Here is a 22,570-nt window from a genome sequence, read left to right as displayed (position 1 = left end):
CGGCGTGGTGGACGGCTCCGAAACCGGAGGTGCGGGCCGTCTCGTCGCCCAGGTCTGGACCGGGCCAGGGCCGGACCGGGCCGGAGTCCACGGGGAGGCTGAGCCCGCACCGACCCGGGAGACGACGGGGAGCAGACGGACGGGCGGGCGGCAGCTGGGTGCCGATGAACTCCGGCCCGGTCGACCAGGATCAGGACGTCGGTGTGAGCAGTCCTCGCTCGTAGGCGCGGACCAGGTTGCGCGGCACCAGGTGCTCGCGGCCGTCGATGGTGATCGTCACCAACTGGGGTGTGGTCGCCTTCCACCGGGCGCGGCGGTGGCGGGTGTTGCTGCGGGACATCTTGCGCTTGGGTACGGCCATGCGGGGTTTACTCCTCTTGAGTGGTGGTTAGTGCAGCAGGTGGTCGTGGTCGTCCTGGAGGGCGTACTCGTCCCACTCGGGGAACGGGTCCTCGAAGGCCGTCCAGGCCTGTGGTCCGGCCGTGTGCTCCGGGTCGTCCAGCAGGCAGCGGGTGAGTGCGGCGCGCAGCTCGTCCTGTCGCAGGCCCGTGCCGATGAAGACGAGCTCCTGGCCGTTCTGCACCTGTTCGTCGCCCAGTCCGCCCAGTCCGCTCAGGGCCGTGGCGTCGGTCAGGCCGGTCAGCGCGGTGCCGTCCGCCCGAGCGGTACGCATGCCCGAGGGCTCGAACCGGGCGACCGAACCCGCCTGGGACCAGATCCCGGTGACGGCCGGCCGGGAGGCCAGCCAGAAGAAGCCCTTGGAGCGCAGCACCGACCCGAACTCACCCGCGTCCAGGCGCTCGCTCACCAACTCCCAGAGCCGACCGGGATGGAAAGGCCGTTCGGCGCGGAAGACCAGGCTCGTGATGCCGTACTCCTCGGTCTCGGGCACGTGGTCGCCGTTGAGTTCGGCCACCCAGCCCGGCGCCTCCTGGGCTTTCGTCAGGTCGAACAGACCGGTGCCGAGGAGTTCGGCGGGCGGGACGCGCCCGCCGGTCGCGCGGACGATGCGGGCGGCGGGGTTGAGTCTGCTGAGTGTGGCGGCGAGCCGGTCCGCGTCGTCGGGGGTGACCAGGTCGGTCTTGTTGAGGACGAGGACGTCGGCGAATTCCACCTGGTCCATCAGCAGGTCGCTGACGGTGCGTTCGTCGTCCTCGTACTGGTCGAGCCCGCGCGCGGCGAGTTCGTCGCCACCCCGCAACTCCGGCAGGAAGTTGGCGGCGTCGACCACGGTGACCATGGTGTCCAGGCGCGCGAGGTCGCCGAGGGTGGCGCCGTCGTCGCGGGCGAACGCGAAGGTGGCCGCGACCGGCATCGGCTCGGAGATGCCGCTCGACTCGATCAGCAGGTAGTCGAAGCGGCCTTCACGGGCCAGCCGGTCGACCTCCTCCAGCAGGTCGTCCCGCAGGGTGCAGCAGATGCAGCCGTTGGTCATCTCCACCAACCGCTCCTCCGTCCGGGAGAGGGCTCCCCCGCCCTCCCGGACCAGCGCGGCATCGATGTTGATCTCGCTCATGTCGTTGACGATGACCGCGACCCGCAGGCCCTCCCGGTTGTTCAGGAGGTGGTTGAGCAGCGTGGTCTTTCCCGCGCCGAGGAAGCCGGACAGGACGGTGACGGGGAGCCTGACGTTGGTCAACAGGTCGGTCACCGGCCGGACTTCCCCGAGCTGGAGCTGTAGGGAAGCAGTGCCATCTCGCGGGCGTTCTTGATGGCCCTGGCCATCGCGTGCTGCTGCTGGACGGTGAGGCGGGTGACGCGTCGGCTGCGGATCTTGCCCCGGTCGGAGATGAACTGCCGCAGGAGGTTGGTGTCCTTGTAGTCGATGTAGGTGATCCGGGCCGTGTGCAGCGGGTTGGGGCGCAGCGTGCGCTTCCCGCGCGCCGGGGCGATCTTCACCATTGGTCGGTTCTCCTTGAAACGGGTACGGGTGGTCAGGACCCGACCGGGTCGAGCAGGTCCTCGAAGGCGTCCGGCAGGGCCTTCCAGCCGGGCTCCCCGGCGGCGAGTTCGGCGTCGGTGAGCAGGCAGGAGTCGAGCAGTTCGGTGATCCCGTCCACGTCCAACCCGCTGGCGGTGAAGCTCAGTTGCTGCACCCGATCACCGTGCAGGGAGTCCCAGTCCAGGGCGGCGGCGGCCCGGCGGGCGGGCGGGTAGAGCTCCCAGGCGGCGTCCGGCAGCGAGGCCAGCCACGGGCCGCACTCCTCGACCGCCAGGTTGGCCCCGGCCGCGTCCCAGGCGAGCATCAGGTCGGGGCGGTTGGCGAGCCAGAAGCGTCCCCGGCTGCGCTGCGCGGCCGGGACGAGCTGCTCCAGCGCCTCGTGCAGCCGGGCCGGGTGCAGCGGCCGGCGCCGCTCCCACACCAGCGTGGCGACGCCCGCCTCGTCGGCCGCCTGCGGCAGCAGCGCGAGCGCCGGGTTGACCCGGTCGCGGGCGGCTGCCACGTCGAAGCCCGCGAGCGCCGCGCGGGCCAGGGCACCGGTGCCGAGCCGTACGGCGCGGGCGGTCGGGTGGAGTTGGCGCAGCATCGCGATGCCCGCGTGCAACTCCGCTGTCCCGGCTGCCTGTTCGGTGTGCGAGACCGCCAACACCTCGGCGTACTCGATCTGGTGGGCGAGCGCCTCGGCGAGGGTGCGGTCATCGTCGGCGCAGGTGTGCAGGTCGTGCTCGGCGAGTTCGTCGGACACCGAGAGATCGGGGACGACCCGGAGCGGATCCACGGCGGTGATCACTCCGGCGATCTGCACCACCTCGTGCATGCAGCGGCCGTCGACCTCGCCGCCCGCGATCACCTCGACCAGCTGGTGCGGGTCGCTGCCGCCCCACAGCTCCACCACGGCGAGGCGGTGGCGGCCGGCCTCGGCGATCTTCAGCAGTTCGGGCAGCAGGTCCTCGCGCAGGGCGCAGCACGGGCAGTCGTTGGTGAGCGGCAGGTGGGCGTCGCCGAGCGGGCCGGAGGTGTCCCAGACCCCTCGGTAGACCTTGCCCTCCCCCGCGCGGGTCAGGTCGTGGTGCAGGACCACCGTGCCCTCGCACTCGGCGAGCAGCTCCAGGACGGCCTGGCGGCGCTCGGCCTCATGGAGGCCACCGACCACCACCACGGGCAGCAGGCTCTGTTGGGACACGGATCTTCCTTTCGGGAGGCTCTGGGGATACGGGAGGTCGCGCCCGGACCACGCAGGCCGGGAGAGTCCGAGTGGCACCGGGCGCGACCGGCTCAGGTGGGCTGTTACCAGCTGGACTTGCGGACGCCCGGGAGGAATCCGGCGTGCGCCTGGTTGCGTACGCCGATGCGGGAGAGACCGAAGGCGCGCAGGTAGCCGCGCGGGCGGCCGTCGACGGAGTCGCGGTTGCGGACCCGGGTGGCGCTGGCGTCGCGCGGCTGGCGCTGCAGCTCGGCCGCAGCGGCGGCGCGGTCCTCGGGCGAGGTGGCGGGGCTCGCGATCAGGCGCTTGAGTTCGGCGCGGCGCTCGGCGTAGCGGGCGACGATCACCCGGCGGGCGTCGTTCTTGGCGATCTTGCTCTGCTTGGCCATCAGACCTTCACCCCGCGACCGCGCAGGCGCGCGACGGTGCCCTCGATGCCGAGCTTGTCGACGGTCTTGATGCCCTTGGTACTGAGCGTGAGGCGGACGAAGCGGCCCTCGCTCGGCAGCCAGTAGCGCTTGGTCTGGATATTGGGGTCGAAGCGGCGCTTGGTACGGCGGTGTGAGCGGGAGATGGCGTTGCCGAAGCCGGGCTTTCGTCCGGTGAGCTGGCAGTGGGCGGACATGGCGACTCCGAAGCACAGGAGGAGGGCGACGGCAGGCGGGGAATGCCACCGCTGCCGCGAACGTTGAGCCGACAGTACACCAGATGAAAACGAAAACCATTACGCTAGAGTTGGTCCAGCAACGGCCAACCGCCCTCTGGCACGCCCGAAAGGAACCCGATGGCCCGCAACGAACTGCGCCCGATCATCAAGCTCCGCTCGACCGAAGGGACCGGATACACGTACGTCACCCGCAAGAACCGCCGCAACAACCCCGACCGGCTCGTCCTGCGCAAGTACGACCCCGTCGCCCGCGCCCACATGCTCTTCCGCGAAGAGCGCTGACCCCAACCCCCCAAGGGAGACACCCATGCAGCACGGCATCCACCCCGAGTACCGCCCCGTCGTCTTCCGCGACAAGACCGGCGGCCTCTCCTTCCTCACCCGCTCGACCCTCACCAGCACCCGCACCGTCGAGTGGGAGGACGGCAACACCTACCCCGTCGTCGACGTCGAGGTCTCCTCCGCCAGCCACCCCTTCTACACCGGCAACGCCCGCGTCATGGACACCGCCGGCCGCGTCGAGCGCTTCCAGCGCCGGTACGGACTCACCGGAGCCCGTACTGACAAGCGAACTGACGCCTAGTCAGATCCGTCGACCGTGTCCAGGAGGAGTGGGATGAGCCCGCAAGACAGACCGGGACGGCTGCCCGTCAGCGTGCTCGGCGGACTCGCCACCGGCGTCCGCGACTGCGTCGCCGACCTGGCCCGCATCGAGATCCCCGGGCTGGCAGTCCTCGCCGTGCGGGTCACCCCCTGCGGCGGGACGGTCTTCTGGCGGGTGTACGAGCGCTCCGGGCCGGTGGACGGCGGCTCACTGAGGCCGGCGCGCCCGTGCTCACCGCACCTGCTGCCCTCGGCGATCCTGCCCGTCCTGCTGCTCCTGGCACGGTCCGGCCGCTACCGGCACCTGCTGCTGACACTCCCGCCCGGCCTGCAGGCCGACCTGGTCGCCCTGGGTGTGGTGCACGGCCACGCCCGGGGCCAGGCGCTCGCCGACCACCTGCACATCGACACGGTCGGCGTCGCCATCGACCTCTCCCGGCTCCAGGACGATCTCGACAGCGGCGACCACCTCGGTGACCACGGCCTGGCCCTGGGCCCCGGCGACCGGCGCACCCTCGCCGAGACGGCCGCCCATCATCTCGAGGGCGCCGACACCGTGGTGACCGCGAGCGTGAACGATCCGGACCCGGCCGCCTCCGCCCGCGCCGTCGCACTGGTGCGCCACCTCGCCCCACGCAGCTCGATGGCCCACATCTGCCACGATCCGCTGACCGGTGCGCTCCGGCTCCCCGACATCTCGGCCCTGCTCGGCGGCCACCTCTTCGATGCCGACCGCGTCTGGGACCGGCACGGACCCCTGCCTGTCCCCCGACAGCCGCGCGGACCGGAGTACGGGGTCCGCTCCACCCGCTGGTCCTCCCGACGGCCGCTGCACGCACAGCGGCTGCACGACGCGCTGGCACAGATCTGCACGGGCGTCATACGCGGACGCGGGCACCTGTGGCTCGCCAACCGGCCGGGCTCCATCTGCCGGTGGGAGTCCGCCGGCGAACACCTGTTCATCCAGACCGCAGGTGCCTGGCTGCCGGAGCAGGGCGCCAAGGAGTGGCAGAGCGCGTCGCCGGAGCGCCGCACCCTCGCCTCCCTGCTCTGGGACCCCTACTACGGCGAGCGCCGCTGCGAACTGACCTTCACCGGCATCGACCTGGACGTCCCCGCACTGCACCAGCTGCTGGACAGCTGCCTGCTCACCGACGCCGAACTCTCCCTGGGCGCCGAGCGGTGGCGGCAGTCCGACGACCCCTTCGCCGAAGCCTTGGGATCACCGCCAACGCCCTGATGCCCGGCGCCGAGGCGACCGGGAGCAGGAATCCGAGGATCGACGTGACCGGCACCAGGGTGACGCCGAACGCGAAGGCCGACCCGATCACACCCATGGCCGCGATCTCCTCGCGCAAACGCCGACGGGCGAGAGGATGATGTCCATCAGGAATACCGAGGAGGTTTCCGCACATGGAGATCTCGTTGACCACCGATCGGCTCCTCATCCGGGACTGGTCCGTCGACGACGCCGGACAGGCACTGGCGATCTACGGGTCGCCGGACGTGGCACGATGGCTCACCCCGGCGATGGATCGCGTCGGCGACGTGGCGACGATGCGCTCGGTGCTGCACGCGTGGCAGGAGGCGCAGCCGAATCTGCCGCCGCCTCGGGGACGGTGGGCCGTGCAGCGCCGGGACGACCAGGTGCTCGTCGGGGGTCTCGGGATCCGGCTGCTCCCGCCGTACGAGGACGACCTCGAGGTGAGCTGGCAGCTGGCCCCGGGAGCGTGGGGCCAGGGCTATGCCACCGAGGCCGCCCGCGCGTTGATCGCCTGGGCGTTCACGCAGGACGTCGGAGAACTCTTCGCGGTCGCGCGGCCGAACAACGTCCGCGCCATCGCCATGGCGAAGCGGATCGGCATGCAGTGGGTCGGCGAGACCACCAAGTACTACGGACTCAGCCTGCAGGTCTACCGCGTCCGGCCCAGCGACCTCCCCAGCTGATCGCCCGGGTACCCGGCACCCGGCATCACCACGACCGGAGCCCAGCCCGTCGAGATGCCGTGCGGTGAGCCGATCACGTGGTGCGACGGCCCCTGGAAGCCGCCGAGGCTGCGCCCGGCGCGTTGGTGTTCGCCGGGGCGCAGCAGCTCGCCGTATGCGGTCAGCTGCCTTCGGGCTTGACCTCGGTGGCGACGAAGTCGCCGATGGCTCCGAAGACCGCGCCGGGCTGCTCGAGGTGCGGGAAGTGCCCGGCCTCCGGGACGGGCTGGAAGGTGGCGCGGGGGAAGGAGTCGGCGAGGGCGCGCCCGTACGCCAGGGGGACGATGCCGTCCTGCTCGCCGGCCAGCACCAGGACCGGGACGGTGACCCGGTGCAGGCGGCCCCGCAGCTTCGGATCGTGGCAGAAAGGGTCGCCCGCGTAGACGCCCAGGGTGCGCTGGTTGGCGCCCATCACGGCCTTCTGCTGGTCGCTGAGCGCGGCCGGATCGAGGCGGAACTCGGGCTTGTGGAAGGCGAGTTCGCCGGTCCTGACCGGGCCGAGGTCGGCGGGGTTCGCGATCTCCAGCGGGGGCTCGGGGGTGATGCCGGTCGAGCCGAGGAGGACCAGGGCGCTGATGGCTCCCCGGTTGTCGCGCAGTCCCATCTCTGCGGCGATCCAGCCGCCGACCGAGCTGCCGGCCACCATCACGCCATGCAGGCCGAGTGCGTCGAGCAGGTCCAGGTAGGCGGTGGCCAGGTCGGCCACGGTGTCGGCCCAGTCCGGTCGCGGCGTGCCGTCGAATCCGGGGTGGGTCGGGACGACCACGTAGGCATGCTGGGACATGCCGGCGGCGAAACCGGCCATCGAGCGAGGTCCGGCGCCGCCATGCAGCATCAGCACGCCGGTGCCGTCGGTGTTCTCGCCGAACTCCTGGACCGTGAGGGTCAGGCCGTTGCGCAGGTCGATGGTGCGGGTGGTGGTGGGGGCGGTGACGGTCATGGTGGCGGTTCCTTGTCGTCGGACTGATAGCAGTCAGCCCTCCTTGCGAGAGTCAACTGTCATGACCATAGGACACTCCTACTTCGTTATGCAAGTACTCTCTCATCATTAGAGTTGGCTTGCTGCGGTGGCGCCACCACCGCTGCCAGTTCGGGGGGTGGACGCAGCGAAGGGCTGGATGTCGCCACGGCAGTAGGTGGTCTTCGGTGCCGGAGCCAGTGGGCGGAGCAGATAGTCGTACATCGTGTTCGTGACGCACGCGGACGTCAGCAGAGCCTCGTGCCCCCAGTTGTCGCTGGAGACCAGGCGGCTGTCGGGCAGCAGCCGCGCCACCTTGACCGCGCTGTCGTAACTGGTGGCCGGGTCCCATGTGCTGCCGACCACCAGAACAGGCGCGGCGGTGCGGCGGTCGAAGGGCCCTCGGTAGACGTCCTCGTCCTCCGCCGTCCAGGTGTTCCGCGCGCACTGGACGGATGCCCAGGCCCATTCCGCTCCGAAATACGGGGTGCGGCGGTCGGCAGCAGCGGCGGCTGCGGGCCAGGAGGCGGCGTCCGCAGCGTGCAGGCTGTCGGCGCAGAGCACGCCGGACACGGCTTCGAGGCGGTTGTCGTAGCCGGGCCCGGACGGTTCCTTCGGGTGGCGGAGCAGGAAGCGCCGCACCACGTCGGCCTGGTCGGGGCCCGCCCCGCCGGGCGCGGTGAGCTGCGCCAGGTCGGTCAGGTCCGCGAAGAGGTCCCGGTACCCGTCGGGGTCGCGCAGGTGCTGCCCGGTGCCGGCGATCAGGTCCGCGTACGTGTACGTGGTCGCCGTGGTGCCGGGAGCGGTCAGGCTCAGCGGCCGGCTCCGGAGCCGGTCGGCCAGCCGGTCGAACCGGGCCTGGGTGTCCGCGTCGGCGAAGGAGCACACGGACCGGCCGGCCCGCTGGCAGCGCGCCAGCAGTTCGTGCAGTGCGCGGTAGCCGGCGGCGGCGGAGCCCATCCGGTCGAATACCGGCTCGTTCGCGGTGGCGGGCGTACCGACCCAGGCCTGCGGATCGACGATGCCGTCGATGGCCACCGCCCGGACCCGGTCGGGGAACAGGTTCGCGTAGACCTGCCCGAGGTAGGAGCCGTAGGACAGGCCGAGGTAGGTCAGTCGGCGGTCGCCCACAGCACGCCGCAGGACGTCCAGGTCACGGGCGTCGTCCTTCAGGAGGTACCCGACCGCGCCGGAGCCGTCCGCGAGCAGGTCGGCGGCGTAGGACGCCTCCACGTACTGACTGAGCATCAGCACGGGGGCACCGGGCAGGTGCGAGCAGGCGGTGATCGCCGCACGCAGGCCCTCGTCCGTGTGGGTCGGCGGCATCCGCACGTCAACGACCGAGACGTCCGGGCGGTGTTCGAGCACCGCTTCGACCAGGGCGGGGCCGTCACCGACCGCAGCCACCACCTGGTGACCGTCCTCGACGAGCAGCCGGACCAGGCCCTCGCGCAGCAGCACCTAGTCGTCGGCGACGACGATCCGCAGCGGACCGTGGACCGCACGGCCCGGTGGCGATGCGGACGCTGCTTCGTCCGGGCTCAGCAGCACGGCAGTTCGGCGGTGATCGTCGTCGGGCCGCCGGCGGGACTGCTGACCTGCAGCCGACCGCCGACGGCGTGCGCCCGCTCGTCCAGTCCCCGCAGGCCGTGGCCCTTGTCCAGCGCCGCACCGCCCACTCCGTCGTCCGTCACCCAGACCCTCAACGTTTCCTCACTGTGGCGTAGTCCGATCACACACCGGCGGGCGTGGCTGTGCTTGGCCACGTTGGTCAGGCTCTCCGCGATCACGAAATACGCGGCGGTCTCAACTCCCGTCTCCAGCCTACGGTTCAGCGGGGCGGTGTCGAGTTCGGCGGGGACGGTCGAGCGCGCGGCCAGCGCGGTGAGCGCCTCGAGCAGGCCACGGTCGACGAGGATCGGTGGAGCGATGCCACGCGACAGGGCCCGCAACTCCTCCAGCGCCTCCTGGGTCTGGACGATCGCGTCGGCCAGGGCCGCCCGGACCGCCTCCGGCCTGCTGTCGAAGTAGCGCTGGGCGCGGCCCAGTTCCATCGCCAGGCGGACCAGTCGCTGCTGCGGTCCGTCGTGGAGGTCGCGTTCGAGTCGGCGCAGCGCGGTCGTCTCGGCCGCCGCAGCGGCGACGGTCTGCGCGCGGGCCGCGTCCCGCTCCTGTTCCAGCCCGCTGATCCTGCGGTGCAACGCGGACGCGTCGAAGAGCAACGCCTGTCCCAGTGCGGTCTGGGCGGCGACGCACACCCGGGTCACGAGCGGCAGGGTGAACAGCAGCAGCAGGCCGAGCGTGGTCCCGAAGGCAACCCGCCCGACCGGCGACGACAGCCCAAGGCTCACGCTGAGGTGCGACTGGGCGCTGCCCGCGTTCAGGGACATCGGCCGCAGCGACTCGGACGACGCGTACCGGCCACGCAGGGCACACGTCGCGCCGGCGAGAGCGACGAACCACCACAGCGCCGTCAGCGCCGAGGTGACCAGGGCGACGGGGAGCACCACCACCGCGTGCGCCGCGTCGAGCCACGGCCCGGGATCGGGTGCGGTGGCTCTCCACTGCGGCCTCGGCCCGGACCTCCGCTCCACGCGGTCCGCCCCCGCAACCGGCAGGCGCACCTTGGCGATTCGCCACCGCTCCAGGTCGGCGAACCACCGCGCCGGCGTCAGCGCACCGGCCACGGCCGGCGGACCGCCGCGCAGCAGCAGACCGACCGTCGCCACGAACACCCCGCCGACGGCCGGCAGGAGCCCGGCCGCAGCCGCCACCGGCGCGGTGAACAGGTAGAGCGACTCCACGAGCGTGCGACGCCCTGCGCGGGAGAGGAGCAACCCCGCGCCGGGCCACCACCGACCCCGGACTGCGAAGGAGCGCGAATTGGTCATGTCCCCAAGCTAATACGGCAGTCCGGCAGTCCTGGCGGTTGTTTCAGCCGGTTGAGGGGTGGGCCTGGGGCCCCGGCCGAGGGGTGGGCGGCGGGAGTGCCGGGCTCCTGGTCAGGACAGGGCCACGTCGACCGACATGCCGGGCAGGATGTCCGGCTGCTGGGTGTCCATGGTGATCGTGACGTCGTAGTAGGTCGCGCTGGGTACCCGGGCCGGGTCGAGCAGGATCCGGCTGACCCGGCCGGGGACGGACCGGCCGGTGGCCGTGATGGCCAGGGTGGCGGCCTGACCCTGGTGGGTGCCCGCTATCTCGGACTCGGGCAGCTGGGCGGTGACGCTCAGCGCACCCGAGTACACCGTGATCAAAGCGGAGTAGGCGGGCTTGTCGGTGGAGCCGCTGCCGGGGGCGGCGCTGGGGACGAACAACTGCATCCCGGGCTCCTGGTTCACCAGCGTGCCGGACTGCGCCGCCGGGCCCGCATAGCTGTGCACGCCTTCGGGGCCGACGATGTCGCCTGCGGCTCCGGCCGTGTCCGCCACGATCCCGTCCGCCGGTGCGACGATCGAGGTCTGCCGCAACGCCAGTTCGTCCGCAGCCAGTTGGGCCTGGGCCGACGCCAGCTGCGACTGGGCCTGGGCGATGGCGGCCGGGGTGAGGGCGGTGCCCTGGGCACCGACCCGGGCTTGGGCCGCCTGGAGTACGGACTGGCTCCGGGACATGCTGCCCACGTCCTGCTGCTCCTGCGCCTGGTTCGAGGACTGGATCGTGCCCAGGTTGGCCTTGGCCAGGGCGAGCGCGGCGGAGTCCTTGTCGATCTGGGACTGCAGCCCCTGGCAGAACTGCTCCTCCGCCGGGGTCGAGCCGGACGGCGAGGGCGAAGGCGCGGGCGAGGACCGCGAAGGAGAGGGCGAGGGCGACCGCGACGGCACCGATGCGGATGGCGACGGCGAGCGCTTCGGGTCGGGCCCGGAGGGTACCGACCCGACCGGTACCGACCCGTACGGCATCAACGCAGCCGGCGAGGCGCCCGGGGACGCCCCGGGAGCCGGTGTGGAGCAGTACTGCGCATAGCGCGTGGTGTCGTTGTCCAGCGTCGTCTGGTCGGAGCCGACCACCGCCGTCTGGGCGGTGACGGCGTTCTGCGCGCTGTTCTGGACGAGCGCCAGGGCGCCCTGCGCACTGTCGGCCGCTGCCTGGGCCTTGGCCACGTCCAGCTGGTTCTGGGCCAGTTGGGAACCGGTGGTCTGCGGGTTCCGGTCCTCCGCGACCAACGCGGTGTCGGCGGCCACGGCGGCCTGGGCGGCGGCGAGGTTCGCCGCCGCCACGCTGCTCACCTGGGTCGCCAGCACCTGGCCGGCCTTCACGTGGTCGCCGGGCCGCACTGTCAGGGTCTGCACCGTCCCGGTGGTGGGGAAGTCCAGGTAGTAGGCGTGGTCGGGGGTGACCTCACCGCTGAAGCTCACCGGGCGCGAGGCGATCGCGTGGTAACTCCAGACACCGATGCCCGTGCCGCCGACCGCCACGCACAGCGCGACCGCCAACTGCTTGAATCCCAAAGGCGTTCGGACCGGCCTGATCTCTCCGACCCCCGCCTCGCCGCTGGCGAGCGCGGCGTTCATGCCGCGTGCTGGTCGCGCCGACTTGGCCATCTCTCTCTTCTCTCCTGCGGTGTGGGGTGTGCAGACTCCAGGAGCGGCTGGGCACCGGGGTATCAGGGCCGCCCGGTGCCCACCTGCTGCGGAGCCGCTTACGGAAGCGGAGCGGGCGCGGCGAGCGGCGTCGGCAGCGGCGTCGGCAGGGGCGTCGGCAGGGGCGTCGACCCGGCTGTCGGCAGCTCGGTGAGCAGGTCCTCGGCGGTCTCCATCCCCCGGCGCCACACCGACCTGGCGATGATCTTGCTGAGATCGACCCGGGACCGGTACCGGCCGGCGATGCCGGTGCACTCGTCGAGCAGGCCCTCGGACAGGGTCGTGGGCTCCAGGCCGAGCGCGAGGAAGCGGTCGTTGCGGACGGCCAGGTCGTTCTCCTCGGCCTCCCGGCGCGGGTTGGGCAGGTTCGCCACGGGCACCCCGGTGAGGCTGCTGACCAGCTTGGCCAGGTCGCGCACGCGGTGCGTCTCGGTCACCTGGTTGAAGACCATCGGCTTGTCGCCGGCGGCCGGCGGGTTGGCCAGCGCGATCTCGATACATCGGACGGTGTCCCGGAGATGGATGAACGCGCGGGTCTGGCCACCGGTACCGTGCATGGTCAGCGGGTGGTCGATGGCGGCCTGCATCAGGAAGCGGTTGAGCACCGTCCCGTAGTCGCCGTCGTAGTCGAACCGGTTGACCAGCCTCTCGTCCCGGACCGTCTGCGGGGTCTGGGTGCCCCACACGATGCCCTGGTGCAGGTCGGTGATCCGGACCTGGTCGTTGGCCGCGTAGAACGAGAACATCAGCTGGTCGAGGGTCTTGGTCAGGTGGTAGACCGAGCCGGGGTTGGCCGGGTGCAGGATCTCGCGTTCGAGATCGCCGTCCGGGGTGGGCACCTTGACGGTCAGATAGCCCTCCGGGATCGGCGCGGACCCGGACCAGCCGTAGCCGTAGACGCCCATCGTGCCCAGGTGCACCAGGGCGGCGTCGGTACCGGTCGCGACCAGCGCGGCCAGCAGGTTGTGGGTGACCCGCACGTTGTTGTCGACCGTGTAGCGCTTGGCCCCGACGGACCGCATGGAGTACGGCGCCGCGCGCTGCTCGGCGAAGTGCACGATGGCGTCGGGGCGCAGCTCGGTCAGCAGGGCGGCCAGGCGGTCGTACTCGGTGGCCAGGTCGAGCCGGACGAAGCCGATCTCGCGCCCCGACACCTCACGCCAGGCGCGCAGCCGCTCGCCGATGGGCCGGATCGGCGTGAGCGACTCGACCTCCAGTTCCAGGTCGATCGCGCGGCGGCTCAGATTGTCGACGATCGTCACGTCGTGGCCCCGGTCCGACAGATAGAGCGAGGTCGGCCAGCCACAGAATCCGTCGCCACCGAGAACGAGGACATGCATATTTCCACCTCCGTGCAGAAATGCTGCGAATACGAACATGGTCCGGTGCAGAATTGCCGTGCGAGATGGTGCCAGAAAGCGCGAAATGGTGCGAAAGGGCGACTGTAAAAGGGCGCGCAGCCGCTCCGGGAAGGGGGGTGCGGCGTCACCGGACAGGATCATGGGGCGGCAAGCCCGTAGGGGAGGCTGCCGGACGTCCAACGGCTCTGCCACAAGATCGGTGCAGGTGCGGTGAAGGGTGCACGGTGCAAGTCGGCGCCGAGAAGTGACCGCCGCATCGTCGGCAGTCGTCGATCCATGCAGGTGAGCACCCCGACGATGACGGAGGGCGCCACGCTGAACTCGCCGGTAACTTTGACATGTCTCAGCCATGAGCGCAATAGGTCAATCACGGATAGCCGAAGCAGCCGCCCTGCCCAAGATCACCGGCGGGCCAATTCAAGATCGCCTGATTATGCACCGGCCCTGATTCGGATCGGGAAACTTAAAGTTTACCGGGAGGGCCTGACATCGAATGCACGTTCGCTGTATACCTGGGGTACCACTCGATCCGGGGAAAGGCAGCTCCAATGGAAAATAGAGCCCGTTCCGACGGGGAATCGGATACCCCGCCACCCGTCGGCGACATCGGACTGCGCGCACTCGCGGACGAGGCCGACGCAAGACTCGCACACGCGGACGCCGCCGAGACAGTCACCTGGGCTCACCGTACCTTCGGCGCGGGGCTGGTGGTCGCCTCCTCCATGGCGGACACCCACCTGGTCCACCTGGCACAGGCGGTCGTACCCGGGATCGACGTGCTGTTCCTCGACACCGGCTACCACTTCGCCGAGACGATCGGCACTCGCGACGCCGTGGCACAGACGTACCGGATCAACCTGGTCTCCCTGACGCCACGTCAGACCACGGCCGAACAGGACGCCGCGTCCGGCCCGCGACTGTACGAACGCGACCCGGACCACTGCTGCGCGCTGCGCAAGGTCGAGCCGCTGGAGCGCGGACTGCGGCCGTACACGGCGTGGATCAACGGAATGCGCCGGGCGGAGTCCCCGGGCCGGGCCGGCATCCGGGTCGTCGACTACGACGCCGGGCGCGGCATGGTGCGGATCTCCCCGCTGGCGGCCTGGAGCCAGGACGATGTCGAAGCCTACGCGGCGCGGCACGGCGTCCTGGTCAACCCCCTGCTCCTGGACGGCTACACCTCCGTCGGCTGCGAGCCGTGTACCCAGCGCCCGCTGCCCGGACAGGACTTACGCTCCGGTCGCTGGGCCGGTACGGCCAAGACCGAGTGCGGGCTGCACGGATGAGCGCGCGGGAGGAGATCGTGCGGCCGGCCGAGAGCCCGTCGGGGCTTCGCCGGCTCTCCCAACTGGACGTGCTGGAGTCCGAGTCGGTGCACATCTTCCGCGAGAGCGCGGCACAGTTCGAGCGGTCGGCGCTGCTGTTCTCCGGCGGCAAGGACTCGATCGTGATGCTGCACCTCGCACTCAAGGCGTTCTGGCCCGCGCCGCTGCCCTTCGGGCTGCTGCACATCGACACCGGGCACAACTTCCCGGAGGTGCTCGCGTACCGGGACCGGACGGTGTCCGGGCTCGGGTTACGGCTGACGGTCGCCCTGGTACAGGAGTTCATCGACGCCGGACGGGTGCAGGAGCGCCCGGACGGCACCCGGAACGCGTTGCAGACGGTGCCGCTGCTGGACGCGATCGGCAAGGGCCGGCTCGACGCCCTGTTCGGCGGCGGCCGACGCGACGAGGAGAAGGCGCGCGCCAAGGAGCGGGTGTTCTCGCTGCGTGACGAGTTCGGGGCCTGGGACCCGCGCCGCCAGCGGCCGGAGCTGTGGTCGCTCTACAACGGCAGGCACCGCCGGGGCGAGCACGTCCGGGTCTTCCCGCTGTCCAACTGGACCGAGCTGGACGTCTGGGAGTACATCGCCCGGGAGCGGATCGCGCTGCCCGGGATCTACTTCGCCCACGAGCGCGACGTCTTCCGCCGCGACGGCATGTGGCTCACCGGCGGCGACTGGGGCGGGCCGAAGGACGGCGAACCGGTGGAGCGGCGCCAGGTGCGCTACCGCACCGTCGGGGACATGTCCTGCACCGGCGCCGTCAACTCGCAAGCGGTGACGGTCGACGAGGTGATCCGCGAGATCACGGCCTCGACGGTGACCGAGCGGGGCGCCACCCGCGCGGACGACCAGGTGTCCGAAGCAGCCATGGAGGACCGCAAGCGCGAGGGGTACTTCTGATGACACCTGATCATCCGACATCCCATCATCTCGAGGCTCCGGCCGGCCGGGCGTCGCTGCTGCGACTGGCCACCGCCGGGTCGGTGGACGACGGCAAGTCGACCCTGGTCGGCCGGCTGCTGCACGACTGCCGCGCCCTGCTGGCCGACCAACTCGCCGCCGTGGAACGGATTTCCCGCGAACGCGGGCTCCCGGCCACGGACCTCGCGCTGCTGACGGACGGCCTGCGCGCCGAACGCGAGCAGGGCATCACCATCGACGTGGCCTACCGCTACTTCGCCACCGCCAGACGCCGGTTCATCCTGGCGGACACCCCGGGCCACGTGCAGTACACCCGCAACATGGTCACCGGCGCCTCCACGGCGGACCTGGCCGTGATCCTGGTCGACGCCCACCACGGCGTCACCGAACAGACCCGCCGCCACGCGGCGGTCGCCGCCCTGCTGCGGGTGCCGCACCTGGTGCTGGCCGTCAACAAGATGGACCTGGCCGGCCACGACGAGTCGGTATTCGCCGCCATCGCCGACGAGTTCACCGGCTACGCGTCACGGCTGGGCCTGCCGGAGGTCGTCCCGATCCCGGTCAGCGCCCTGCACGGGGACAACGTGGTGACCCCGTCCGCGTCGATGGACTGGTACAGCGGGCCGACCCTGCTGGAGCACCTCGAAGCCGTCGAGGTGGCGGAGGACCAGTCCGCGCGGGCGGCCCGGTTCCCCGTCCAGTACGTCCTGCGCCCGCAGACCACCGGCGAGTTCCGCGACTACCGTGGCTACGCCGGCCGCCTGGTCTCCGGCGTGCTGCGCCGTGGCGAGCCGGTCGTGGTGCTGCCCGGCGGGCAGCGGTCCACCGTCGCCGCGATCGACCGGCTCGGCGAGCGGGACGTGGACTTCGCGGTGGCACCGCAGTCGGTCACCCTGCGCCTGGCGGACGATCTGGACGTCTCGCGCGGCGATGTGATCGTGCCGCAGGCCTCGCCGCCACGGCTCACCCGGGAGGTGACCGCGACCGTCTGCCATCTCGCCGACCGGCCGCTGCACGCGGGCGACCGGGTCCTGCTGCGGCACGGGAGCAGCACGGTCTGGGCGGTGGTGCGCTCCCTGGACTCCCGCCTGGACATCGGCACCCTCACCGCCGACCCCGCGCCGACGAGCCTGTCGGCCAACGAGATCGGCCAGCTCACGCTCCGTACCGCAGCCCCGCTGCCGCTGGACGACTACCGGACCGACCGCCTCACCGGCTCGTTCCTGCTGGTGGACGAGGCCGACGGGGCAACGCTCGCCGCCGGCCTGGCCGGTGCCCTCGAGCTGGGGGCCGCCCGCCATGGCGACTGAACCGGTCCGGCCGGCACCTCGGAGCATGATTGTCATGCTCATGATCGCTTTGGTAGGCCTGCTGGCCGGCTGCGGGACCGGAGCGGCAGCCACCCCCCGGCCCGCCGCGACGCTCCGGCTCGGCTACTTCGCGGACCTCACCCACGCGAGCGCCGTCATCGGGATCGCGAGCGGAAGCTACGCCCGCGACCTCGGCCCGACAAGACTGGACCCGCAGGTCTTCGAGGCCGGCCCGACCGAGATGACCGCCCTGCTCGGCGGGCATCTGGACGCCGCCTACGTCGGCCCGTCCTCCGCCCTCAACGCGTATGCGCGCAGCCACGGCGAGGCACTGCGGGTGGTCGCGGGCGCCACCATCGGCGGAGCCGAACTCGTCGTACGGAAAGGTATTGTGACACCGAGTCAGCTCAAGGGACGTACCCTCGCGACCCCGCAGCTGGGCAACACCCAGGACGTGGCCCTGCGCTACTGGCTCGGACAGCAGGGTTTCGCCACCGACCCGAGCGGCGGCGGCGAGGTCGCCGTCGTCCCCGAGGGCAACGCCACCACGCTCCAGCAGTTCCGCGCCGGGCGGATCGACGGCGCCTGGGTGCCCGAGCCATGGGCCTCCCGGCTGGTCGACGAGGGCGGTGGACACGTGCTGGTGGACGAGCGGTCGCTCTGGCCGGGCGGACGGTTCGCCAGCACGGAACTGGTCGTCGCCACCTCCTTTCTCAGCGCGCACCCGCAGACCGTTCAGGCCCTGATCAACGCTCAACTCGACACCGAGGACCGGATCGCCGCCGATCCGGCCGCAGCGCAGCGGACCGCCGGGTCCGCGTTGCGCTCGCTGACCGGCATCACCCTGGCACCCGCCGAACTGGCCCGGGCCTGGAGCGAACTGACCGTCACCGACGACCCCGTCGCCGGCTCGCTGCCGGCCGTGCTGCGCCACGCCGAAGCCGTCGGCCTGCCGCAGCGCACGACGGCCGACGCGATCTACGACCTGACCCTGCTCGATCGCGCCCTCGCCACGCGCGGCCGACCCGCCGTCGCCGGGTGAACGGACCGGAGCCCGCGAGAAACAGTCCCTCGGAAGGAGAAGGCCTTGACCATCGCACCGAGCACGGCACCGGCCGTGCCCACGGCGGAGTCGGCGCCCGAGCCGGCCGTCCGCCTCAGCAGCGTCACCAAGACCTACGCCGGGCCCGGCACCGACCGGCCACCCGTCCTGGAGAACATCGACCTGACCGTCCCGCCGGGCGGTTTCACCTGCGTCATCGGCGCCTCCGGCTGCGGCAAGTCGACGCTGCTCACCCTGATCGCCGGACTGGACGAGCCCACCTTCGGCCGGATCGACGTCGCGGGCGGCCATGCCGCGTTGATGTTCCAGGACGCCGCCCTGTTCCCCTGGCTCACCGCCGGCCGCAATGTCGAGCTCGCGCTGCGGCTGCGCGGAGTGCGGCGGGCCGAGCGCCGGGCCGAGGCCGAGCGGCTGCTCGCCCTGGTACGGCTGGACGGAGCCCGCGACCAACCCGTCCACCAGCTCTCCGGCGGGATGAGACAACGGGTCGCGCTGGCAAGGGCGTTGGCGCAGCAGAGCAAGGTGCTGCTGATGGACGAGCCGTTCGCAGCTCTCGACGCGATCACCCGCGACGTGCTGCACGACGAGCTGATCAGGGTCTGGCAGGAGACCGGCTGCGCCGTGGTGTTCGTCACCCACAACGTCCGCGAGGCGGTGCGGCTGGGCCGCCAGGTCGTCCTGCTCTCCTCCCGGCCCGGCCGGATCGCGGGCCGGTGGGAGGTCGAGATCCCGCAGCCGCGCCGGATCGAGGACGCCGGGGTGGCCGAGCTGGCCGGCCGGATCACCGAACACCTGCGGGAGGAGATCAGCCGCCATGCCCGTACCTGACAGCGAACCGGGCTCGATACCGGGCCTGCTGGAGGCCGGACTCGACGCCCTCGAGGCCCGCGCCCGCAGACCTTCGGGGGCCGCCGCCACCCTGCGCCGCTCGGTCCTGCCGCCGCTGCTCGCCGTCGCGCTGGTGGCCGCGCTCTGGCAGGCGGCGTACGTGGCCCGCCTCGAACCCGACTGGGTGCTGCCCGGGCCGGCCGAGGTCTGGCAGAGCCTGCTCGGCGCGCTGCGGCAGGGCGACGTCTGGCCCAGCATCGGCCAGAGCGTGTCGCGCGGGCTGCTCGGCTTCGTCGCCTCGGTGCTGATCGGCACGCCGCTGGGGCTGCTGGTCGGCACGCTCCGCCCGCTGCGCGTCGCGGTCGGGCCGGTGCTGGCCGGGCTGCAGAACCTGCCGTCGGTCGCCTGGGTGCCGCCCGCCGTGATGTTCTTCGGGGTGACCCCGGCCGCCCTGTACTCCGTGGTGCTGCTGGGCGCCATCCCCTCGATCGCGCTCGGGCTGGTCTCCGGGCTGGACCAGGTACCGCCGCTGTTCCTGCTGGTCGGCCGCAATCTGGGCGCCCGCCGGCTGGCCTCGGTCCGGCATGTGCTGCTGCCCGCCGCGCTGGCCGGCTACGTCGGCGGGCTCAGGCAGGGCTGGGCGTTCGCCTGGCGTTCGCTGATGGCCGCCGAGATCATCGCCGTCTCCCCGTCACTGGGCCACGGCCTCGGGCGGTTGCTCAAACAGGCCCAGGACGCCGGTGACATGGGCTTGGCCTTCTGCACGATCATCCTGATCCTGTGCGTGGGCATTCTGGTCAATCTGCTGGTCTTCGCCCCGCTCGAACGCAGAGTGCTGCGCTCGCGGGGGCTGGCCGGCCAGGACACGTGAGGACCTGGTCCACGGGATGTACCACTCCAACGCCATCACCCTGCTCACCGCCGACGCGGCCCTGCTGCTGCTCCTGGTGCGCCAACCGCTGTCCCGGCGCTTCGACGACTCGGACCGGGGCGCGGGCCGGATCGTCCAACTCCCGCCGATCCGCAGGCCCTCGCTGCCGCGTCTGCTGAGCTTCCTCGTGGTCGGCGCGGCCGTCTGCACCGTGATCGTCGCGCTGCGCCGCCCCCGGCTCGACCAGGCGTACCACTCCCTGGTCGCCGACACCCTGTCGGCCGCCGACAGCAACTCCCATCTGACCGCGATGTACGCGCACAGCCTGCCGCCGCTGATACCGGCGGCCATCGTCGGCTACCTGGTCACGATGGCCGTCGTGCTTCCGGCGACGCCCGGACGGCGGCTGATGATCCTGGCGCACGCGCCACTGTTCGTCGCCCTGTCCGTGCTCGCCGACTGCTTCACCGCGATCCTCGGCGCCACCACCGGCCTGCCGCTCGGTCCCGCCCCGCTGCTCACCCTGCTGCTCCAGTCCACGTTCGGGTACTTCCTGATCTACCGCCTCACCTTCACCACCTACCAACTGCCCAGCCCCACACCGCTTCCCGCGCTGCGGCGGGGCGACTGGCACGACAACCTCGTCCTGTCGCTCTGCCTCCTCGCCGCTCTAAGCATCGTCGCGACGATCGCGCTGGCACTCGTCCAGCGGGTCGGGGACCACCCGTTCGCGGTGTTCCTGATCCTGGCCAGCCTGCGGTCCGGCGTCACCGACGTGACGTTCATACTGCTCGGGTTGGTCCGCCTGGCGGGCGCGCGCAAGCCGTGCCTCGGCGCGGAACGTCCCGCGCTCGACGTGATCATCCCGGCCTACAACGAGGCGGCCGGGATCGAACGGCTGCTGCGCTCCCTCGACCGGGCGGCGGCCCGGTACGGCGGGCCGGTGCACGCGGTGATGTGCGACGACGGCTCCACCGACGACACCCGCGCCCTGGCCGAGGCGGCCGTCGCCGGCTACCGACACGCCACCGGAGAAGTCATCCAGGGCCCGCACGCCGGAAAGGCGAAGGCGCTCAACCTCGCGCTGGAGCGCTGCACCGCCGACTTCGTCTACCGCGTCGACGCCGACTGCGCGGTGGACCCCGACGCGTTCGTCAACTCCATCCCGCACTTCCTCGCCGATCCGCGCGTCGGCACGGTCGGCGCGCTGACGCTGCCCAAGGAGCCGTACGGCACCTGGATCGACCGGATGCGCGCCATGGAGCAGCTGTTCACCTACGGGCTCTGCCTGGCGACCCTGAGCACGATCGACGCCGTGCCGTGCGTCCCCGGCACCTTCTGCGCCTTCCGCCGGCAACCGGCGGTGGACTTCGGCGGGTTCATCCACGGCATGTTCGGCGAGGACGCCGAGTTCACCTGCGCGTTCGGCCGGCTGGGCTGGCGGACGGTGCTCGACCCACGGGTGGTCTCCTACGAGGATGTGCCCACCCGGGTAGGGCAGTTGCGCGTGCAGCGCTTCCGCTGGGGGCTCGGCGGCATGATGAACTTCGCCCGGTACACGCCCTTCGGCCAGGGCGCGCCGGGCACCCGGTTCTGGTTCCAACTGCCGAGGAGCGCGGGGATCAGGCTGATCTCCCCGATCCACCTCTTCGTGACGATCCTGGCGATCCTCTACGGGACGTTCCAGCCCCAGCCGCAGCACAACCTCGCCCGGTTCGCCGTCATCTTCGTGCTGGCGCAGCTGCCGGCGCTCGCCCCCCGGCTCTGCGTGATCCTGTACTACCGGCGGGCACACCTGCTGGCCTGGGTCCCGTTGTGGCTGCCGTACTCCCTGCTCAAGCGGTTCTTCCAGCTGGAGGCGGTACTGGCCTGTGGCACCCGGCCGGTGCGACCTCCCATGGCCCTGAGGCAGCTGACGCTACATCAGGTGATGCAACGTCAGTTCACACGCCAGTCCCGGCCGGCCGAGGAGCGGATCTGATGATCCGTTCCCGAACCGTCGCGGCGATCGCCCTCGGGCTCGCGCTGGCCGCCTTCGCCACGTTCGCGATCCTGACCACAGGCGCGGGGGGCCGGTCCGGCCCGTCCTCCCTCCGGGCGCTCCCGTCCGGCAGTCCGGGCGCCGGCTCGGGGACGTCCTCGGGGACGTCATGGATCGTCAGCGGCAGCACCCTCACCCGGCTGCTCGCGGCGGACCCCACCGGCGCGACGGCCGCCCGGAAGTTCGACACGCCCAACGCCTACGTGCTCACCGGCGCCGCCGAGTGGGCCGTCCCGGCCGGCTGGCGCAGCACCCCCACCGCCAGTTTCACCAGCTACGCCGCGCTCCAGTCGGCCTTCGCCCGCCACAGCCTGGACCCACGGATCCGCGCGGTGCTCTACGACAACGAGCACTGGTCCCTGACACCGCAGCGGGAGCAGGCCGATCCGGCCCACTACGACCAACTGGCGGCCGAGTTGGTCCACCAGCATCAGCTGCTCTTCGTCGCGGCGCCCGCCACCGACCTGGTCAACAAGCTGACCCCGAACGCCGCCACCGGTAACTTCGACAGCTTCCTCGGGCTGGGACTCGCCGCACAGATCGCGCGCTACGCCGACGTCCTGGACATCCAGTCGCAGGGCGCCCAGAACAACCCCACCCTGTTCGCCTCCTTCGTCTCGGCGGTGGCCACCCAGGCGCGGCAGGCCAACCCCGGCGTCAAGGTGCTCGCCGGGATCAGCACCAACCCGTCGGGAACCGCCGCCACCGCCGCCACCATGGACCGCGCCGCGCGGGCGGTGCGTACCCACGTCGACGGGTACTGGCTCAACGACCCGGCCGCCTCGCCGGCCTGCCCCGCCTGCGCGGGCCCGTACCCGCAGGTCGCGCTGGCCGCGCTGCGCGGCCTGAGCTGACGGCCGCGATGAACTGGAGGGTGCCGGGAGGGAGTTCGCCCTCCCGGCACCCTC

23 protein-coding genes are annotated in these 22,570 nt (G+C 71.6%); 12 read left to right on the top strand and 11 right to left on the bottom strand.

The genetic code is table 11. The features are described 5' to 3' along the window. Positions 1-190: 190 nt before the first annotated feature. The 6 genes from rpmF to rpmB form a co-directional block, all read right to left on the bottom strand. Complete coding sequence (rpmF, locus tag P3T29_RS00285; RefSeq protein WP_280714120.1) at positions 191-361, bottom strand: 50S ribosomal protein L32; 171 nt, start codon at positions 359-361, stop codon at positions 191-193. A 27-nt stretch (positions 362-388) separates the two neighbouring features. Further along, positions 389-1,639: a GTP-binding protein gene (locus tag P3T29_RS00280; RefSeq protein WP_280714441.1), complete on the bottom strand. Its 1,251-nt coding sequence runs from the start codon at positions 1,637-1,639 to the stop codon at positions 389-391. A gap of 8 nt (positions 1,640-1,647) precedes the next feature. After that, entirely contained in the window at positions 1,648-1,902 is a 255-nt protein-coding gene (gene rpsR / locus P3T29_RS00275; protein WP_280714119.1) for a 30S ribosomal protein S18, read from the bottom strand. A 32-nt stretch (positions 1,903-1,934) separates the two neighbouring features. Next, entirely contained in the window at positions 1,935-3,125 is a 1,191-nt protein-coding gene (locus P3T29_RS00270) for a GTP-binding protein (protein WP_280714118.1), read from the bottom strand. Between the two features lie 104 nt (positions 3,126-3,229). Further along, positions 3,230-3,535, bottom strand: a complete 306-nt coding sequence (gene rpsN, locus P3T29_RS00265) for a 30S ribosomal protein S14 (protein ID WP_280714117.1) — start codon at positions 3,533-3,535, stop codon at positions 3,230-3,232. Continuing rightward, positions 3,535-3,771, bottom strand: coding sequence for a 50S ribosomal protein L28 (gene rpmB / locus P3T29_RS00260; RefSeq protein WP_280714116.1), 237 nt, complete (start codon positions 3,769-3,771; stop codon positions 3,535-3,537). Before rpmB ends, rpsN begins: the two co-directional genes overlap by 1 nt. Before the next feature lie 159 nt (positions 3,772-3,930). On the opposite strand from rpmB, the gene rpmG reads away from it, so the two are divergent. The 4 genes from rpmG (at position 3,931) to P3T29_RS00240 (ending at position 6,363) form a co-directional block, all read left to right on the top strand. After that, positions 3,931-4,095 carry a 50S ribosomal protein L33 gene (gene rpmG / locus P3T29_RS00255; protein ID WP_280714114.1) on the top strand — a complete coding sequence of 55 codons (165 nt, stop codon included), beginning with the start codon at positions 3,931-3,933 and terminating at the stop codon, positions 4,093-4,095. A 25-nt stretch (positions 4,096-4,120) separates the two neighbouring features. Then, the gene (locus tag P3T29_RS00250; protein ID WP_280714113.1) at positions 4,121-4,396 is read left to right on the top strand and encodes a type B 50S ribosomal protein L31; all 276 of its coding nucleotides are present in this window, start codon (positions 4,121-4,123) and stop codon (positions 4,394-4,396) included. 33 nt (positions 4,397-4,429) lie between these two features. After that, positions 4,430-5,656: a GTP-binding protein gene (locus tag P3T29_RS00245; RefSeq protein WP_280714112.1), complete on the top strand. Its 1,227-nt coding sequence runs from the start codon at positions 4,430-4,432 to the stop codon at positions 5,654-5,656. 173 nt (positions 5,657-5,829) lie between these two features. Next, on the top strand, positions 5,830-6,363 hold the full coding sequence (locus tag P3T29_RS00240; protein WP_280714111.1) for a GNAT family N-acetyltransferase: 534 nt from the start codon (positions 5,830-5,832) through the stop codon (positions 6,361-6,363). A gap of 160 nt (positions 6,364-6,523) precedes the next feature. Here the strand turns inward: P3T29_RS00240 and P3T29_RS00235 are convergent, their stop codons facing one another. The 5 genes from P3T29_RS00235 to P3T29_RS00210 form a co-directional block, all read right to left on the bottom strand. After that, complete coding sequence (locus tag P3T29_RS00235) at positions 6,524-7,342, bottom strand: alpha/beta hydrolase (RefSeq protein ID WP_280714110.1); 819 nt, start codon at positions 7,340-7,342, stop codon at positions 6,524-6,526. 108 nt (positions 7,343-7,450) lie between these two features. Further along, positions 7,451-8,821 (bottom strand): alpha/beta fold hydrolase, encoded by a 1,371-nt coding sequence (locus P3T29_RS32655; RefSeq protein WP_348532778.1) that lies wholly within the window; start codon positions 8,819-8,821, stop codon positions 7,451-7,453. 80 nt (positions 8,822-8,901) lie between these two features. Beyond that, the gene (locus P3T29_RS00220; RefSeq protein ID WP_280714109.1) at positions 8,902-10,251 is read right to left on the bottom strand and encodes a sensor domain-containing protein; all 1,350 of its coding nucleotides are present in this window, start codon (positions 10,249-10,251) and stop codon (positions 8,902-8,904) included. A 111-nt stretch (positions 10,252-10,362) separates the two neighbouring features. Continuing rightward, positions 10,363-11,901 carry an HlyD family efflux transporter periplasmic adaptor subunit gene (locus P3T29_RS00215; RefSeq protein ID WP_280714108.1) on the bottom strand — a complete coding sequence of 513 codons (1,539 nt, stop codon included), beginning with the start codon at positions 11,899-11,901 and terminating at the stop codon, positions 10,363-10,365. 98 nt (positions 11,902-11,999) lie between these two features. Beyond that, the gene (locus P3T29_RS00210; protein WP_280714107.1) at positions 12,000-13,280 is read right to left on the bottom strand and encodes an NAD-dependent epimerase/dehydratase family protein; all 1,281 of its coding nucleotides are present in this window, start codon (positions 13,278-13,280) and stop codon (positions 12,000-12,002) included. Between the two features lie 569 nt (positions 13,281-13,849). Here P3T29_RS00210 and P3T29_RS00205 point away from each other — a divergent pair. The 8 genes from P3T29_RS00205 to P3T29_RS00170 are packed head-to-tail and all read left to right on the top strand — an operon-like array spanning position 13,850 to position 22,516. After that, positions 13,850-14,587, top strand: a complete 738-nt coding sequence (locus P3T29_RS00205) for a phosphoadenylyl-sulfate reductase (RefSeq protein WP_280714105.1) — start codon at positions 13,850-13,852, stop codon at positions 14,585-14,587. Continuing rightward, a complete protein-coding gene (cysD, locus tag P3T29_RS00200) occupies positions 14,584-15,528 on the top strand; it encodes a sulfate adenylyltransferase subunit CysD (protein WP_280714104.1) in 945 nt (314 codons plus the stop codon). The genes P3T29_RS00205 and cysD overlap by 4 nt, the downstream gene beginning before the upstream one ends. Continuing rightward, positions 15,528-16,859 (top strand): GTP-binding protein, encoded by a 1,332-nt coding sequence (locus P3T29_RS00195; RefSeq protein WP_280714103.1) that lies wholly within the window; start codon positions 15,528-15,530, stop codon positions 16,857-16,859. The genes cysD and P3T29_RS00195 overlap by 1 nt, the downstream gene beginning before the upstream one ends. Positions 16,860-16,899: 40 nt before the next feature. Beyond that, entirely contained in the window at positions 16,900-17,901 is a 1,002-nt protein-coding gene (locus tag P3T29_RS00190) for an ABC transporter substrate-binding protein (RefSeq protein WP_280714102.1), read from the top strand. Positions 17,902-17,952: 51 nt separating this feature from the next. Continuing rightward, on the top strand, positions 17,953-18,750 hold the full coding sequence (locus tag P3T29_RS00185; RefSeq protein ID WP_280714439.1) for an ABC transporter ATP-binding protein: 798 nt from the start codon (positions 17,953-17,955) through the stop codon (positions 18,748-18,750). After that, entirely contained in the window at positions 18,737-19,621 is an 885-nt protein-coding gene (locus P3T29_RS00180; protein ID WP_280714101.1) for an ABC transporter permease, read from the top strand. The genes P3T29_RS00185 and P3T29_RS00180 overlap by 14 nt, the downstream gene beginning before the upstream one ends. A 16-nt stretch (positions 19,622-19,637) precedes the next feature. Further along, complete coding sequence (locus P3T29_RS00175; RefSeq protein WP_280714100.1) at positions 19,638-21,602, top strand: glycosyltransferase; 1,965 nt, start codon at positions 19,638-19,640, stop codon at positions 21,600-21,602. Further along, positions 21,602-22,516 (top strand): hypothetical protein, encoded by a 915-nt coding sequence (locus P3T29_RS00170; protein ID WP_280714099.1) that lies wholly within the window; start codon positions 21,602-21,604, stop codon positions 22,514-22,516. The genes P3T29_RS00175 and P3T29_RS00170 overlap by 1 nt, the downstream gene beginning before the upstream one ends. Positions 22,517-22,570: the final 54 nt, after the last annotated feature.

The organism is Kitasatospora sp. MAP5-34 (genome assembly GCF_029894335.1).
GTDB lineage: Bacteria > Actinomycetota > Actinomycetes > Streptomycetales > Streptomycetaceae > Kitasatospora.
The sequence above is the reverse complement of the archived record's forward strand: the minus strand, read 5'-3'. Positions and strand labels throughout refer to the sequence as shown.

What these genes read in the sequence shown, in the direction of transcription:
- rpmF (WP_280714120.1), bottom strand. Translation starts at nt 361, where the DNA reads ATGGCCGTACCCAAGCGCAAGATGTCCCGCAGCAACACCCGCCACCGC.
- rpsR (WP_280714119.1), bottom strand. Translation starts at nt 1,902, where the DNA reads ATGGTGAAGATCGCCCCGGCGCGCGGGAAGCGCACGCTGCGCCCCAAC.
- rpsN (WP_280714117.1), bottom strand. Translation starts at nt 3,535, where the DNA reads ATGGCCAAGCAGAGCAAGATCGCCAAGAACGACGCCCGCCGGGTGATC.
- rpmB (WP_280714116.1), bottom strand. Translation starts at nt 3,771, where the DNA reads ATGTCCGCCCACTGCCAGCTCACCGGACGAAAGCCCGGCTTCGGCAAC.
- rpmG (WP_280714114.1), top strand. Translation starts at nt 3,931, where the DNA reads ATGGCCCGCAACGAACTGCGCCCGATCATCAAGCTCCGCTCGACCGAA.
- P3T29_RS00250 (WP_280714113.1), top strand. Translation starts at nt 4,121, where the DNA reads ATGCAGCACGGCATCCACCCCGAGTACCGCCCCGTCGTCTTCCGCGAC.
- P3T29_RS00245 (WP_280714112.1), top strand. Translation starts at nt 4,430, where the DNA reads ATGAGCCCGCAAGACAGACCGGGACGGCTGCCCGTCAGCGTGCTCGGC.
- P3T29_RS00240 (WP_280714111.1), top strand. Translation starts at nt 5,830, where the DNA reads ATGGAGATCTCGTTGACCACCGATCGGCTCCTCATCCGGGACTGGTCC.
- P3T29_RS00235 (WP_280714110.1), bottom strand. Translation starts at nt 7,342, where the DNA reads ATGACCGTCACCGCCCCCACCACCACCCGCACCATCGACCTGCGCAAC.
- P3T29_RS00220 (WP_280714109.1), bottom strand. Translation starts at nt 10,251, where the DNA reads ATGACCAATTCGCGCTCCTTCGCAGTCCGGGGTCGGTGGTGGCCCGGC.
- P3T29_RS00215 (WP_280714108.1), bottom strand. Translation starts at nt 11,901, where the DNA reads ATGGCCAAGTCGGCGCGACCAGCACGCGGCATGAACGCCGCGCTCGCC.
- P3T29_RS00210 (WP_280714107.1), bottom strand. Translation starts at nt 13,280, where the DNA reads ATGCATGTCCTCGTTCTCGGTGGCGACGGATTCTGTGGCTGGCCGACC.
- P3T29_RS00205 (WP_280714105.1), top strand. Translation starts at nt 13,850, where the DNA reads ATGGAAAATAGAGCCCGTTCCGACGGGGAATCGGATACCCCGCCACCC.
- cysD (WP_280714104.1), top strand. Translation starts at nt 14,584, where the DNA reads ATGAGCGCGCGGGAGGAGATCGTGCGGCCGGCCGAGAGCCCGTCGGGG.
- P3T29_RS00195 (WP_280714103.1), top strand. Translation starts at nt 15,528, where the DNA reads ATGACACCTGATCATCCGACATCCCATCATCTCGAGGCTCCGGCCGGC.
- P3T29_RS00190 (WP_280714102.1), top strand. Translation starts at nt 16,900, where the DNA reads ATGATCGCTTTGGTAGGCCTGCTGGCCGGCTGCGGGACCGGAGCGGCA.
- P3T29_RS00180 (WP_280714101.1), top strand. Translation starts at nt 18,737, where the DNA reads ATGCCCGTACCTGACAGCGAACCGGGCTCGATACCGGGCCTGCTGGAG.
- P3T29_RS00175 (WP_280714100.1), top strand. Translation starts at nt 19,638, where the DNA reads ATGTACCACTCCAACGCCATCACCCTGCTCACCGCCGACGCGGCCCTG.
- P3T29_RS00170 (WP_280714099.1), top strand. Translation starts at nt 21,602, where the DNA reads ATGATCCGTTCCCGAACCGTCGCGGCGATCGCCCTCGGGCTCGCGCTG.